General features: G+C 63.6%; 15 protein-coding genes and 1 tRNA gene. 6 read left to right on the top strand and 10 right to left on the bottom strand.

What is annotated here, in order from left to right:
• Nucleotides 1-8: 8 nt before the first annotated feature.
• Genes ureE through AB4Y81_RS20770 form a run of 4 tightly spaced genes read right to left on the bottom strand, consistent with a single transcriptional unit; the run spans nucleotide 9 to nucleotide 2,899 of the window.
• On the bottom strand, nucleotides 9-485 hold the full coding sequence (ureE, locus tag AB4Y81_RS20785) for an urease accessory protein UreE (RefSeq protein ID WP_193590677.1): 477 nt from the start codon (nucleotides 483-485) through the stop codon (nucleotides 9-11).
• A 7-nt stretch (nucleotides 486-492) separates the two neighbouring features.
• Nucleotides 493-2,223 (bottom strand): urease subunit alpha, encoded by a 1,731-nt coding sequence (ureC, locus tag AB4Y81_RS20780; protein ID WP_055973675.1) that lies wholly within the window; start codon nucleotides 2,221-2,223, stop codon nucleotides 493-495.
• Nucleotides 2,220-2,588: an urease subunit beta gene (locus AB4Y81_RS20775; RefSeq protein ID WP_018780223.1), complete on the bottom strand. Its 369-nt coding sequence runs from the start codon at nucleotides 2,586-2,588 to the stop codon at nucleotides 2,220-2,222. The genes ureC and AB4Y81_RS20775 overlap by 4 nt, the downstream gene beginning before the upstream one ends.
• Before the next feature lie 8 nt (nucleotides 2,589-2,596).
• Complete coding sequence (locus tag AB4Y81_RS20770) at nucleotides 2,597-2,899, bottom strand: urease subunit gamma (RefSeq protein ID WP_018780224.1); 303 nt, start codon at nucleotides 2,897-2,899, stop codon at nucleotides 2,597-2,599.
• A gap of 196 nt (nucleotides 2,900-3,095) precedes the next feature.
• Between AB4Y81_RS20770 and AB4Y81_RS20765 the strand changes: the two genes are divergently transcribed.
• Nucleotides 3,096-3,617 carry a flavin reductase family protein gene (locus tag AB4Y81_RS20765; protein ID WP_055973678.1) on the top strand — a complete coding sequence of 174 codons (522 nt, stop codon included), beginning with the start codon at nucleotides 3,096-3,098 and terminating at the stop codon, nucleotides 3,615-3,617.
• Here the strand turns inward: AB4Y81_RS20765 and AB4Y81_RS20760 are convergent.
• Together AB4Y81_RS20760 and AB4Y81_RS20755 are read right to left on the bottom strand one after the other, a co-directional pair.
• A complete protein-coding gene (locus tag AB4Y81_RS20760) occupies nucleotides 3,614-4,714 on the bottom strand; it encodes a D-TA family PLP-dependent enzyme (RefSeq protein ID WP_189076369.1) in 1,101 nt (366 codons plus the stop codon). The genes AB4Y81_RS20765 and AB4Y81_RS20760 overlap by 4 nt on opposite strands.
• Before the next feature lie 18 nt (nucleotides 4,715-4,732).
• Nucleotides 4,733-5,737, bottom strand: coding sequence for a LacI family DNA-binding transcriptional regulator (locus tag AB4Y81_RS20755; RefSeq protein ID WP_189076368.1), 1,005 nt, complete (start codon nucleotides 5,735-5,737; stop codon nucleotides 4,733-4,735).
• 181 nt (nucleotides 5,738-5,918) lie between these two features.
• Between AB4Y81_RS20755 and AB4Y81_RS20750 the strand changes: the two genes are divergently transcribed.
• The gene (locus AB4Y81_RS20750; RefSeq protein ID WP_055973688.1) at nucleotides 5,919-6,284 is read left to right on the top strand and encodes a hypothetical protein; all 366 of its coding nucleotides are present in this window, start codon (nucleotides 5,919-5,921) and stop codon (nucleotides 6,282-6,284) included.
• 69 nt (nucleotides 6,285-6,353) lie between these two features.
• Here AB4Y81_RS20750 and arfA read toward each other — a convergent pair whose 3' ends face one another.
• Nucleotides 6,354-7,877: an arabinosylfuranosidase ArfA gene (arfA, locus tag AB4Y81_RS20745; RefSeq protein ID WP_189076367.1), complete on the bottom strand. Its 1,524-nt coding sequence runs from the start codon at nucleotides 7,875-7,877 to the stop codon at nucleotides 6,354-6,356.
• A gap of 193 nt (nucleotides 7,878-8,070) precedes the next feature.
• Here arfA and AB4Y81_RS20740 point away from each other — a divergent pair, with 193 nt between their 5' ends.
• The gene (locus tag AB4Y81_RS20740) at nucleotides 8,071-8,676 is read left to right on the top strand and encodes a class I SAM-dependent methyltransferase (RefSeq protein ID WP_189076366.1); all 606 of its coding nucleotides are present in this window, start codon (nucleotides 8,071-8,073) and stop codon (nucleotides 8,674-8,676) included.
• Nucleotides 8,677-8,800: 124 nt separating this feature from the next.
• Here the strand turns inward: AB4Y81_RS20740 and AB4Y81_RS20735 are convergent.
• A tRNA-Lys gene (locus AB4Y81_RS20735) sits at nucleotides 8,801-8,873 on the bottom strand.
• A gap of 235 nt (nucleotides 8,874-9,108) precedes the next feature.
• Here AB4Y81_RS20735 and AB4Y81_RS20730 point away from each other — a divergent pair.
• Nucleotides 9,109-9,768: a hypothetical protein gene (locus AB4Y81_RS20730; protein ID WP_441996828.1), complete on the top strand. Its 660-nt coding sequence runs from the start codon at nucleotides 9,109-9,111 to the stop codon at nucleotides 9,766-9,768.
• 234 nt (nucleotides 9,769-10,002) lie between these two features.
• Here the strand turns inward: AB4Y81_RS20730 and AB4Y81_RS20725 are convergent, their stop codons facing one another.
• Nucleotides 10,003-10,728: a hypothetical protein gene (locus tag AB4Y81_RS20725; protein ID WP_441996826.1), complete on the bottom strand. Its 726-nt coding sequence runs from the start codon at nucleotides 10,726-10,728 to the stop codon at nucleotides 10,003-10,005.
• A gap of 197 nt (nucleotides 10,729-10,925) precedes the next feature.
• Between AB4Y81_RS20725 and AB4Y81_RS20720 the strand changes: the two genes are divergently transcribed.
• Nucleotides 10,926-11,543: a DUF47 domain-containing protein gene (locus tag AB4Y81_RS20720; protein ID WP_018780233.1), complete on the top strand. Its 618-nt coding sequence runs from the start codon at nucleotides 10,926-10,928 to the stop codon at nucleotides 11,541-11,543.
• 1 nt (nucleotide 11,544) lies between these two features.
• Entirely contained in the window at nucleotides 11,545-12,561 is a 1,017-nt protein-coding gene (locus AB4Y81_RS20715; protein WP_039239210.1) for an inorganic phosphate transporter, read from the top strand.
• A gap of 99 nt (nucleotides 12,562-12,660) precedes the next feature.
• On the opposite strand, the gene AB4Y81_RS20710 is transcribed toward AB4Y81_RS20715, so the two are convergent.
• On the bottom strand, nucleotides 12,661-12,948 hold a 288-nt coding region (locus tag AB4Y81_RS20710; protein ID WP_441996824.1), incomplete at its 5' end, for a hypothetical protein.

The following is a 12,948-nucleotide window of genomic DNA, read 5'->3' as shown; positions in this document are numbered from 1 at the left end:
GCATGACTTTAGTGCGAGTGCTCAGCATGGCGGAAGGGCACCGGCATGACCCGCTCTTGCCTGTCGTAGGGGACGCCGACGCTCTTCAGATAGTCCTCTACGGTGTGGTCGTACTGGCACACCATGACTTCGGCTTCATATTCGGACGCAGCATCAAAGAATTGCGCCTGCAGATGCCGGTTGCCGAGCGAGTGCGCAACCACGCCCATTTCGTGGATGCTCCTTGGCGCTATCACCAGGACGTCCGTTGGCAGCACGGAGATGACGATGACGTTGTGGTCGTCGACTGCCAGGATGTCACCGTCGCGGAGGTCGCCGGAGCCGCTGGGCAGACGGATGCCGAGTTCGTTGCCGTGGTCGGTGGTGACCCGTTGGATCCTTTTGACGAGGAGGCTGCTGGGGAGGACGACTTTTTCCGTGTGCCTGCCCGCATAGCTGCCTGCGGGCTGTTCGTGGACGTTGCCCAGAATTTGTTCGATGATCATCGGGCTCCTAGAAGAGGAAGTAGCGCTGTGCCATGGGCAGGACGTCGGAGGGCTGGGAGGTGACTTCTTCGCCGTCGACCGTCACTTTGTAGGTTTCGGGGTCGACGGCGATGTCCGGGGTTTCGCCGTTGTATTTCAGGTCCGCTTTGGTGAGGTTGCGGATGCCGGACACGGGCTTGATGATGCGTTCGAGGCCGAGTTCGGCGGGCACTCCGGCGTCGATGGCTGCCTGGGACAGGAAGGTGATGGACGTTTGCTGGAGCGCCTTCCCGTAGGTGGCGAACATGGGCCGCATGGTACGGGGTTGGGGCGTGGGGATGGAGGCGTTGGAGTCTCCCATCAGCGCGTAGGCGATCTGGCCGCCTTTGATGACGAGTTCGGGTTTCACGCCGAAGAACGCGGGGTCCCAGAGGACGAGGTCCGCGAATTTGCCTTCTTCCACGGAACCGATCACGTCTGCCATTCCTTGGGCGATGGCCGCGTTGATGGTGTATTTGGCGACGTAGCGTTTGAGACGGAAGTTGTCGGAGCCGGCGGAGCCGTGGGTGGTCCCGGTTGGATCCGTCAGCACTCCCCGTTGCCGTTTCATGGCGTCGGCTACCTGCCAGGTGCGCGTCACTACTTCGCCTACCCGGCCCATGGCCTGGGAGTCCGATGACGTGATGGCGAAGATGCCGAGGTCGTGCAGGACGTCTTCGGCGGCGATGGTTTCGGCCCGGATCCGGGAGTCGGCGAAGGCCACGTCTTCGGGAATGTCCGGGTTGAGGTGGTGGCAGACCATGAGCATGTCCAAGTGCTCTTCGATGGTGTTGCGCGTGTACGGCAGCGTGGGGTTGGTGGAGGCGGGAAGGACGTTGGGCAGCCCGGCGATTTTGATGATGTCCGGGGCGTGGCCGCCGCCTGCGCCTTCGGTGTGGAAGGTGTGGATGACCCGGCCGTCGATCGCCCGAATGGTGTCTTCGACGAAGCCGCACTCGTTGAGGGTGTCGGTGTGGATGGCCACCTGGATGTCGTATTCGTCGGCGACGCGCAGCGACATGTCAATGGATGAGGTGGTGGAGCCCCAGTCCTCGTGGACTTTCAGTCCTACGGCACCTGCCCGGATCTGCTCTGCGAGGGGCTCGACGGCGGACGCGTGGCCCTTGCCGAACAGGCCGATGTTCACGGGGAGCCCTTCGGCGGCCTGGAGCATCCGCGAGATGTGCCAGGCTCCGGGGGTGATGGTGGTGGCTTTGGTTCCTTCAGCCGGCCCCGTGCCACCTCCAACCATCGTGGTGATGCCGTTGCACAGGGCCGCAGGGACCTGTTCCGGGGAGATGAAGTGGATGTGGGTGTCGATGCCGCCGGCTGTGAGGATCTTCCGTTCGCCGGCGATGATCTCTGTGCTGGCGCCGATCACGATGTCCACGCCGTCAGTGATCTGCGGGTTCCCGGCCTTGCCGATCTTGAAAATATGCCCGTCTTTGAGCGCGACGTCGGCTTTGTAGATCCCGGTGTAATCCAGGACCACCACGTTGGTGATCACGGTGTCCGGGATGTCTTCGACGCGGGTCAGTTGGCCGTTTTGGCCCATGCCGTCGCGGATTACTTTTCCACCGCCGAACACTACTTCTTCGCCGTGGACCGTGTGGTCCTTCTCGATCTCAAGGAACAGTTCGGTATCCGCCAGACGGATGGCATCCCCGGTGGTGGGTCCGTACAGTTCGGAGTATTGCTTGCGGGAAATCTCGAAGCTCACTGGTGGTCCCTTTCCGCTGCGACGCCCGGGCGGGGTTCACCGGCAACGTCAGTGCCGCCGTCGAGCTTTCCGTTGACTGCGTTGCTGAGGCCGAACACTTCGCGTGACCCGGCGAGTTCAATCAGCCGGACCGTTTTCCTGTCCCCGGGTTCGAAACGCGCGGCGGTGCCCGCCGGGATGTCCAGGCGGCGGCCGTACGCGGCGTCGCGGTCGAATTCCAAGGCGCGGTTCGCTTCGGCGAAGTGGTAGTGCGAACCGATCTGCACCGGCCGGTCGCCGCGGTTTACTACCTCGACGGCGATCGCCTCACGGCCGCTGTTGCAGGCGATGGAACCTGGCTGGAGCCTGTATTCACCGGGGATCATTGGGGCTCCTAACGGATGGGGTTGTGGACGGTGACGAGCTTGGTGCCGTCAGGGAAGGTGGCTTCAATCTGGACGTCATGGATCATCTCCGGCACACCTTCCATCACGTCGTCCCGGCTGAGGAGGGTGGTTCCGTAGCTCATGAGTTCGGCCACGGTTTTGCCGTCGCGGGCGCCCTCAATGAGCTCATAGCTGATGACAGCCACAGCCTCGGGGTAGTTCAGCTTGAGCCCTCGGCCTTGTCGGCGCCGTGCAAGGTCGGCGGCCACCACGATCATGAGTTTTTCCTGCTCACGGGGCAAAAGGTGCACGGCATCTCCTTGTGGCTGGGCACAGCTGGGACTGATGTGACCAGCGTAGGGAGCGGAAGTTTCAGGCACGTTTCCAATCCGTCTCAGGCGGGGGTCGAATAGCCCCGAATTGACCTCAACTATTGTTGAGGTTCTAGCATCGGATATTGTGCGCCCAGCGGCGTCATTCCGAGCAAGTTCCACCAAAGGTATAGCGATGACCCACCACAATCCCCTGCCGTCCCCGGCCGTCGGCGAGCTCTTCAGGTCCGCGTTCCGCGCGCACCCGGCGGGAGTCGCGATCGTCACTGCCTCCGGTCCCGAGGGCGCTGTAGGGCTCACGGCGTCTTCGGTGGCATCCGTCGCGGTGGATCCGCCAACGCTCGCGTTCTCAGTCACCGGCGGCCGGTCGGCGTCGGTTATCGCGGCCGCGCAGTCAATCGTGGTGCACCTTGTGGGCGCCGGCCAGTTGGAACTGGCGCGCACGTTCGCAGACCCCGCAGCCCCGCGCTTCACACAGGACATGGACTGGGAGTTGCTGCCTACCGGCGAGCCCCTCCTCCGGGAAGCCCAGTGGGCGCTGCGCTGCGACATCATCCACCGGGCACCGCTGGGAGGCTCTGTGCTTCTGGCCGCGACGGTCCTGGACATCAGGGCGAACCCCGGCGCCTCAGCCCCGTTGGTTTACCACAACCGCGAGTTCCACACGCTGCTCGAAACCGCACAGGCCATGGGCTAGTTGTTGCGCCCCCGCGCCGCCACGGCCCACGTCTCCACGACGGACCCATCGCGCACCACCGTGACCTCGTCCACGAGGTTCATCGCCAGGCACACGTGGTTCGGAATCACCCTGAGCCTCGTACCCAGAGCCGGAAGATCCGACGAGTCCGGCCAAACGACCGTGGCGTGGTGCTCGGACAGTGCGGTTACCTTCGCTTCGGGGTACTCCGGGAGCCGGCCGTATCCGGTGGCCCAGTCCGGACGGTCACTGCCCAGGACCTTGCTGCCCGCGTCCACCACAACCCGGCGCACATTTCCGTCGGCTGCCTCGTTGCGGCTGACCACAGTTGCTGCCACGGTCAGGGAGATGTCCTCCCAGGCACACCGTTCGAGTTCCAGTTGCTGGGCGTCGCCGAAAACGTAGACGCCTGGACGAAGCTCGGTCGCCACAGTTTCGCCGTCAATCAATGCAGTGGGCGTGGAGCCGCCGCTGATGGTGGTCACCTCGAAACCTGCGGACGTCAGGGCCGTCGCGGCCAGGCCGAGCGCCTCATTCTCGTTGCTTGCCGCGCCGGTCGGCATGCCCGGCTTGTAGCTGTGTCCGGGGAACGTGAAGACGCCCTGAACGCTCAGTCCGGCTGCAGCCGCGGCGTTGGCAACATCCACCACTTCGTCAGGCAGCACGCCGCTGCGGTGGTGTCCGCTGTCCACTTCGATCAGCACCTCCACGCTCGCCGCATCGGCTCCGAGGTGGCGCCCCATCGCCGTCGCGCTTTCCGCTGAATCGACGCCGACAGCAAGGCGGCATGCGGCCGTCAGGGCCCGAAGACGGTCCGCGTGGGAGGCTTCGACCCAGAGCGGGTAGGCGATGAAGATGTCCTTGACTCCATCCGCCGCGAAGACTTCGGCCTCGCCGATAGTCGCCACCGTGATTCCAATGGCGCCCGCCGCAAGCTGTTTGCGCGCGATTTGCAACGTCTTGTGCGTCTTCACGTGCGGGCGGAGGTTGAGCCCTCTGCTGAGCATGGCGGCAGCCATCCGCTGGATATTCCGGTCAAGGATGTCGGCATCGATCATGACGGCAGGGGTGACGACTTCAGCGGGAATCACGTTCATTCCTCAAACACTAACGGCCTACGGCGCGGACTGCCTGACCCGCAGCTCGAACGCCGCCTCCGGCTGCTGCACGGCGGGAGCGGCCAGGTTGCTTTCGATCCGCTCGATCAGAAGTTCGACGGCGCGCTCCGCGATTTCCGTACGACCKGGCGCCACCGTTGTCAGCGACGGCGAGGCAAACCGGGCCTCCTCAATGTCATCGAAACCGGCTACGGCAATCTCCCCGGGAACTTTCCGGCCGCGAAGCAGGAGTTCGTGGAGCGCTCCCAAAGCAATAACGTCGTTGAGGCCGAAAACGGCGTCGAATTCCGCGCCCGCATCCAACAGCTTCGCTACCGCCTCAGCGCCCCCGTCCCGCCGCCACTCGCACCGCACCACCAGGGCGGGGTCGTACTCCACCCCGGCCTCAGCGAGCGCAGCCTTGTAGCCGCTGAGGCGCAGGCCGGCACTGCCGGTTGTGTCGCCGTCGTCGGCGCCCAGGACAGCTATCCGACGGCGACCGCCCGCCAACAGGTGCGTGGTCACCGCCGCGGCAGCCTCGTAGTTCCGGATGAGGACCATGTCCAGGCGCGGGTCCTGCACGAATTCGCCCAGGAGGACCAACGGCTTCTTGCCGGCAGCGGCGATGATCTGCTCGGCGTCGAGCGCGAGCGGGATGAACAGGAGGCCGTCGGTGAGGCTGCGGAACTGCCCTTGGAGTGCCGCCTTCTCGTGTTCTGCCTCGTTGCCGGACTGCTCCACCAGCACCCGGTAACCGCGGGCCCACGCCGCCTTCATGATGTCCGATGCCAGTTCCGCGTAGTACGGGATGGAGAGGTCTGCCAGGACCAGGCCGAGCATGCTGGTCTTGCCGGACCGGAGGCTGCGGGCTGTGAGGTTGGTTTCGTAGCCGAGTTCCTCGATCGCATCAAGGACGCGCTGCTTGGTGGCAGGGCGGATGAACTCGTAGTTGTTGATGACGTTGGAGACCGTCTTCAACGAGACTCCGGCGGCGCGTGCGACGTCGTTCATGGTGACGGCCATGCAGGGGCTCCTTCGTTGCGTTTTCATACATCGTTGCAGATGGAGCGGCTTCCGGGCTTTGACCGACCACGAATGCAATGCCTCTTGTTCCGTCACACATCGCTCATCCCCTTGCAACGCCCCTGCAACAAACATGCGCAATGCTGGGGCGAATGGAAGGCGACAGCCGCGGGGAGCAGACATGAGCATCGCAAACAGGGACTTGTTCCAGGCCCTGAAGACACAGGCAAGCCTGGCGCAGGCATTCGGAACCATGCCGGGCAGCCAAGAGGACCCGCACCCGTTGAGCCCGGGCAGCTACGTCGAGGCATGGCACAACGGACGGCTCTACCACCGGGGCACCGTGGTCAAGACAGTGGCAGGAACGGACCTCTTCTGGCTCAATGACCACACCGGAAGCCGGCGGCTGCTGGACATGGAGTCCATGGAGATCGTGACCGTCGACGAGCCGGCTCCGGAGCCCGCAGCGCAGGCACCGGAACCAGCCACCGTCACACCTATTTCCGCGTACCCCATGTTCCACGACGGTACGCAGCAGATCGCCTAGTTTCCCACTGTTCAGGACGCCCCGTGGTGTCCTGGCCGCCCTGTGGTGTCCTGGCCGCCCTGTGTTGCCCTAGGACTCCAGGGACAGCCTGATCATGGTCCAGCTCACGGGCGGAAGCCCGGCGGTGAGGCGGCCGCCGTCGAGCTTGACGCTGACGTTTTCGGACGGCAGGACCGACGTCGAATCGTCCGCCGTCGCCTGCCAGTACGGGTCCTTGTTCGTGTACGTGATGGCCTCGATAACCTTCTGCGCGTTGAGGCTTCCGACGGCGGCGTCCAGGGTCAGCGCGTCAGTCGCCGAACGGTTCACGGCGAAGACGACGGCCTCCTTGGCATCGGCGTCATGCGTTGCCACCGCTGACAACGCGCTGAAGGCGGGCGTTTTTTCGCTGTCCAGCTGCGGCGATTCGACGGCGAGGTTCAGCACATCGCCCGAGGCATGTTGCGACGTGAGTGCGAACGGGTGGAACGTTGTCTGCTTCCAGGCACGGCCACCGGGCTCGGTCATGATGGGCGCGATCACGTTGACCAGTTGAGCAAGGCTGGCTGAATGGACGCGGTCCGTGTTGCGAAGCAGCGTTATCAGGAGGTCACCCACCACTACGGCGTCCGCCACTGTGTAGCGGTCCTCCAGCAGTACCGGGGCGACCGGCCAGTCATCACCGGCGGGTGCCTTCGATTCGTCCCGGGACATGTGCCAGACGTTCCACTCGTCGAAGGAAATGTTGACCTGCTTGCCGGATTTCGTTGCAGATTTCACGTGGTCGATGTGGGACACCAGGTCCTTGATGAAGGCCTCCATCCTGTGCCCGGCGGACAGGTGTTCCTGCAGATCGCCGAAGTCCTCGAAGTACTGGTGGGCTGAGATCAGGTCCACGAGTTCGTAGGTTTCGTTGAGGACCACACGCTCCCATTCGCCGAATGTGGGGAGGTCCGGGCCGGAACTTCCACACGCCACCAGCTCCAGGTCCGGGTTCACCATGCGCATGGCCCGGGCTGTTTCAGCCGCAACCCGGGCGTACTCTGCGGCCGTTTTGTGGCCGATCTGCCAGAAACCATCCATCTCGTTGCCGAGGCACCACATGTTGATGTTGTGGGGCTCGACGGCGCCATTGGCCTTGCGCTGTTCGGACAGGGCCGTACCGCCCTTGATGTTGGAGTATTCCAGCAGGTCCAGGGCTTCCTGCGTTCCCCTGGTGCCCAGGTTCACTGCCATCATGGGCTCGACCCCGGCCTTTTCGGACCATTTGGCGAACTCGTCCACGCCCACCAGGTTGGGGTCGCTGGAGTGCCAGGCGAGATCCAGGCGGGTGGGGCGGTCTTCCTTGGGACCCACCCCGTCCTCCCAGCGGTAGCCCGAAACGAAATTCCCTCCGGGGTAGCGGACGGTGGAGACGCCGAGTTCCCTGGTGAGCTCCAGGACGTCGGTACGGAATCCGTCCTCGTCAGCCTGCGGGTGCTCCGGTTCGAAGATTCCTGTGTAGACGCAGCGGCCCAGGTGCTCGACGAAGGCCCCAAAGGTTTTTCTCCGGACCGGACCGATGACAAATGCGGGGTCGATAGTGATTTTGGCGGTGTTGTTCTGGTCTCCCAAGGCATGGGTCCTTGTCTGCTGGGTTGTTCGGGGGCTTACGAGTCAATTTACAACGTTATAGAACCATGCTGTCGGTGTATCGATGACGAGTCAAGGACTTTCTTTGCTTTGCGCGGCGCTTGCTACGGTGGCACGCCGTTTTGCGGCGGGAATTCACGCCGAGCGGGTTGGGGAGCGGCCTAGGCTGGAGTCCATGTCATCCGGGATCACCGCGTCCGCCTATTCCGCCCGCGCGGCCGAGTACACCTCGCTGTTCGGGTCCATCAGCAGCACCAACACCGACGATCGCGCGCTTGTCCAGGACTGGGCCGGCAGCCTTGACGGGAAAGTTATCGACGCCGGCTGCGGCCCAGGCCAGTGGACGCACTTCATGCACTCGATTGGCGTGGATGCCAAGGGTGTGGACCTGGTGCCTGAGTTCATCGAGACCGCCCGGCAGCGCTACCCGGACATCCCCTTCACACTGGGCGACCTCAAGGATCTGCCGACGCCGGAGCAGTCACTCGCCGGGATCCTCGCCTGGTACTCGGTGATTCATACTCCCCCTGAAGACATCGGCGCGGTCCTGGACGAATTTGCCCGATGCCTCAGGCCCAACGGCGGTCTCCTGCTGGGATTCTTCGAGGGAGTCACCCTGAAGGTCTTCCCGCATGCCGTGACGCCCGCCTATTTTTGGCCCGTGGAGGAGATGGCCGCCCGGCTCCAGGATGCGGGCTTTACCGTGACCAGCACACACTCCCGCGCAGACCCCGGAGTCCGTCCGCATGCCGCCATCGTTGCTCGGCGGGCGAAATCCTGACGCCCACGCTGACCTTTGCGCCGTTCACGGCTGTGCGGCGGGAGATAGGGCCAAGACCGCCAGTCCGTGGGCGGACAACAAAAAACAGGCCGGAGACTCAGCGTCTCCGGCCTGTTTTGGAGGGTGGGCCCTGTGGGGATCGAACCCACGACCCACGGATTAAAAGTCCGATGCTCTACCAACTGAGCTAAAGGCCCTCCAGCTGTTGAAACAGCCATAAATACTGTACCCCAAGGTCAAGGCAGGTATGGAACCGAAGGCGCGCTGCGGCGTCGTCACCTTCTTTGTGCGGGAAGTCGACGACGACGCGCGGCAGCTGCGGCGTGTCTGTCTCAGGGCGACGGCAAAGCGGGTAGCGAAGGCCCGCCCCGGCAACAACGGCCCAAGGAACCGTTACTCGACCCCACCAGAGCACAGGAGTACGGTGAACTCATGAGCGAACAGCCAGGATCACGTGCGTACGGCGGAGCAAACAGGCACCACAAGCCCAAGCCCTTCGCCCCCATCGATTTCGAACCGTTCGCCGGTGGGGCAGACCCGGCACGCGTTTCCGAGGCAGCGCACCTGGCTGCCCAGGCGCTGGTGAAGCGCGGCCGCGACAGCGACGACCCCAAAGTCACCCGCAGGCTGGTGAAGCTGGCCGATGAGCAAGGCCTCGAAGCCATCGCCGAGATGTGGGCTGAAAGCCCTGCCCGAAGCCTGCCGGGCGCCCTCTGGCGGCTGTATGCCCTTCGCGCCGCAACCATCCAGAACCCGGAGCGCATCTCCGTGTACTTCCGGGCCGGGCGTGACACCGCGCAGGTTTCGAACGTGGTGGCAGGGGCGGCTGAACCGCCGGGAGCCGACGAGATGAAGACCATGGCTGACGCGATTTTGTCGGGCGCCTTCGACGGCGAGTTCGACGTCGCGCTGGAACGTTCGGCTGCGTTCTGCCGGGTGGTGGCACTCGGCCAGGCGACACTTGCCGACGGCGCCGAACACACCAATGAGGGCCACGCGAGCAAGCTCACCCGCAACTCCCACCAGCTGGTGAAAACCGCGGAAGACCTCGAACATGCCGCAAACGCGTGGAGGCATGGAGAGCTGGACTAACTCAGCAGAAGGGCGAAACGTACCCACGCCCGGCCCGGACTGTCAATGTTGACTTAGCCAGCCAGACGGGGAAAACTAAAACTGGTGTCGAACCGCGAAACCCCCGGGCTTCAACTTATAGCCGCTTCGAGCGGCCTACCGCCGAGAGGCGTATCCGGTTCGGCACCATTTTTATGCCCGAACGCAGTTTGCCCGGGCCTGTCCTGAAACGGGCCCGGGCAAACGCGGCAGGAACTACTTCAAAGTGACCGTAGTTTCGGCGGTTTCCTTCTTGTCGTGATCCAGGTCGCCGGCCGCGTCCTGCGGCGTCATGGTGGCCTTGATCTCGGTTTCCTTGCCTGCGGTGTAGGCGAAGTTCTCGGCGATGTTGAACGACTCACCCGGCTTCAGCACGAACGGGTCCTTTTCCTTCAGCTTGATGCCTGAGCTGGTGAGGCCGTGCTTCTTGAAACCGTCACTGCTGGAATCGGACGGCATGCCTCCAAGGTACTTCCAGTCCGTGTACTTCGCAGAGGGCGTCACCAGCGAGTGGCTCAGGGGGATATCCGCCGAAGAGGTGTTGGTGACCACGTAGTTCACGTAAACAATCGGAGCGCCCTTCTTCAGCAGGTTCTCCTTGGTTTCCTTGTCCACGAACATGCTGTCCTTGGATGCGACGTCCGTGGCCACCTGGAAGACATCCACGGAGAAGCTGTCACCCTTCATGCTGCCCAGCTTCTCGCCGGCGTCCGAGATGGGAAGCGCCCAGGCGGCAACCTTGTAGTCTCCCGAGGAAGTGCCTTCGGAGGCAGCAGAAGAAGCAGAGGACGACGACGACGCTGAAGGCGAAGCGGACGACGACGAGGACGACGATTCGGAGTCGGCCGGCGTCGGGCTCGACGCAGCGGGTCCACAGGCACTCAAGGCGAGCATCCCGGCAGCCGCCAAGCCGGTAATCTTCACAACATTGTTGAAACGCATAATTCCCCCATTGATTGGATTAAATATTTGTCTTGCCAAGTGTTGCATGGATGTGCAGCACCTCGCGATGGGGACAACTTCCCGCAACGTTCCCGCGCGCATCCCGCAGCTCTCCGCCGGACCGGTAAAGTTGGGAGCGAAACGGGTCGCGTCAAGTCAAGCGGCCTGCGCCCACCCGTCCCCAGCCCGGAAGCGACATGAAGCTGCGCCTTTTCCCCCAGGAACCTGCCGGGCTCGTACTGCTCGCACAGATGGCCGGCGTCATCGTGGCAGCCACCGGAACCCTGTCCGAGATTCTCGGCGCCCCCGCCGGCGAGCACGACCGCCTTGCCGAGGAACTGCACGAGCATGAGTCGAAATCCCTGGACCTGCACTTCGCACTCCTGACGCACATGCGCACCAGTTTCGTGAACCCCCTCCCCCGCGAGGACATGTACACCTTGTCGCGCCACCTCAACGAGGCCATGGAGAAGCTGGATGCCGCCGGCGACCTCGTCGCGATCTACAAGCTGGACCGGCTCCCCAAACGCGCCGCCGACCAGCTGGAGATCATCAGCCGGCAGGCCGAGCTGACGGTGGACGCCATGCGGAAGCTCGAGGACCTTGATGAACTCGAGGACTACTGGATTGAAATCCTCCGGCTCACCAAGCGTGCAGAACGCACCCATCGGATCTGGGTGGCCGAGATGCTCAAGGACATGAAGTCCGCGCAGTACGCGCGGCACCGGGACATCGCCAACCAGTTGGTGGAAGTGACCAAAGACATGCGGAAGGTCGCCACGCAGGTAGGCAGCATCATCGTCAAGGAATCATGACGTGACCATCGCCGCCCTGGTCCTGGTAGTTGCCTTGGCTGCCGGGTTCGCATTCCTCAACGGCTTCCGGGATGTCTCCAACGCCGTCGCGCTTTCCACCCGGACCCGTGCCCTTACGCCGTCCATCGCCGTGCTCCTGGCTGCCGTCTTCAACTTCGTGGGCGCCATGCTCAGCGGCACGTTCGTCCTCGCCTTCACGCAGTCATGGATCACCCTGCCCGATGGCACCAGCGGCCTCACCATGCTCGCCTCAGCCTTGGCGGCATCAATACTGTGGGGAGTTTATGCGTGGTGGCGTGGCATTCCTTTATCTTCCACGAACTCGCTGGTGGGCGGCCTGATCGGCGCGGGCAGCGCGAGCATCCTGGTGGGCGGAAACTCCATCGGGGGCGTGGACGGCATCGTTGTCACACAGGTGGTCCTCCCCCTGGTGCTGTCGCCGTTGATAGCCTTCGGGGCGGCTTACCTCCTGGTGTGGCCGGTGACGTGGGCCGCCCGCTACACGCAGCCGAACGTCGTCAACAGGCGCTTCCGGCGTGCGCAGGCCGTTTCCAGCGCGGCTGTTGCGTTCGGCCACGGCCTCCAGGACGGGCAGCGAACGGCCGCGGTCATTCTTCTGGCAATCGTGGCTGCCGGGTTCTCGGGCGGGGACGACGTCCCTCTGTGGATCCTGCTCCTCACCGCCGTCATGCTCACGGCGGGAACCCTGTTGGGCGGCTGGCGGATCTCCCACACGTTGGGGCACAAGCTCATCCGGGTTGATCCGCTGCGTGGATTCGTGGCCCAGACCCTGACGTCGGTGATGCTGTTTATCGGCGCGATCGGATTTCAGCTGCCGCTTTCCACCACGCACACACTCACGGCCTCGGTACTGGGCGGCGGCGTCAACCAACGCTTCCACACCGTCAACCGGCGCCTGGTCCGCAGGATCCTGCTGTTCTGGGTAGCAACGCCACTGGTCACCGCAATAGCTGCGTTCATCCTGGAGCTTGCGCTCTCCCCGCTCACACGCCTGTAACCCCAACTGGGAAGGACAACGATGCGGATCTTGCAACGGCTAGTACGAGACTGCCGTTTCCGGGCCCAATGCCGGTCGTTAGGTCCAGATCAGAGGCGGTCATGGTGTGCCGGTTCCCGTTGGGGCTGTAGGGCCGGGGCCGACAAGCTGCGTCCTGAGTCGGACAGGAATGCCATAAGTGGCAAACTGGGCATCCATACCCTCTTGCACGGTTGCGTATTTCCCGTTTTGGACGTCATAGGCGAGAAAGTCCCAGTTATGGACGCTGGTCCACAACTGTGTGAAATCGGTCAGGTATCGGCCGTTGCTTTGGAGCGTGGCAAAGTTGAAATAAACGTTGCCACCGTCGAGGCCGATGGCCCTGATCCCCTCATCTGAAATTGAAAT

The sequence above is a fragment of the Paenarthrobacter sp. TAF1 genome, assembly GCF_052113825.1.
GTDB lineage: Bacteria > Actinomycetota > Actinomycetes > Actinomycetales > Micrococcaceae > Arthrobacter > Arthrobacter nicotinovorans.
This window is presented reverse-complemented; position numbering and strand designations above follow the sequence as displayed.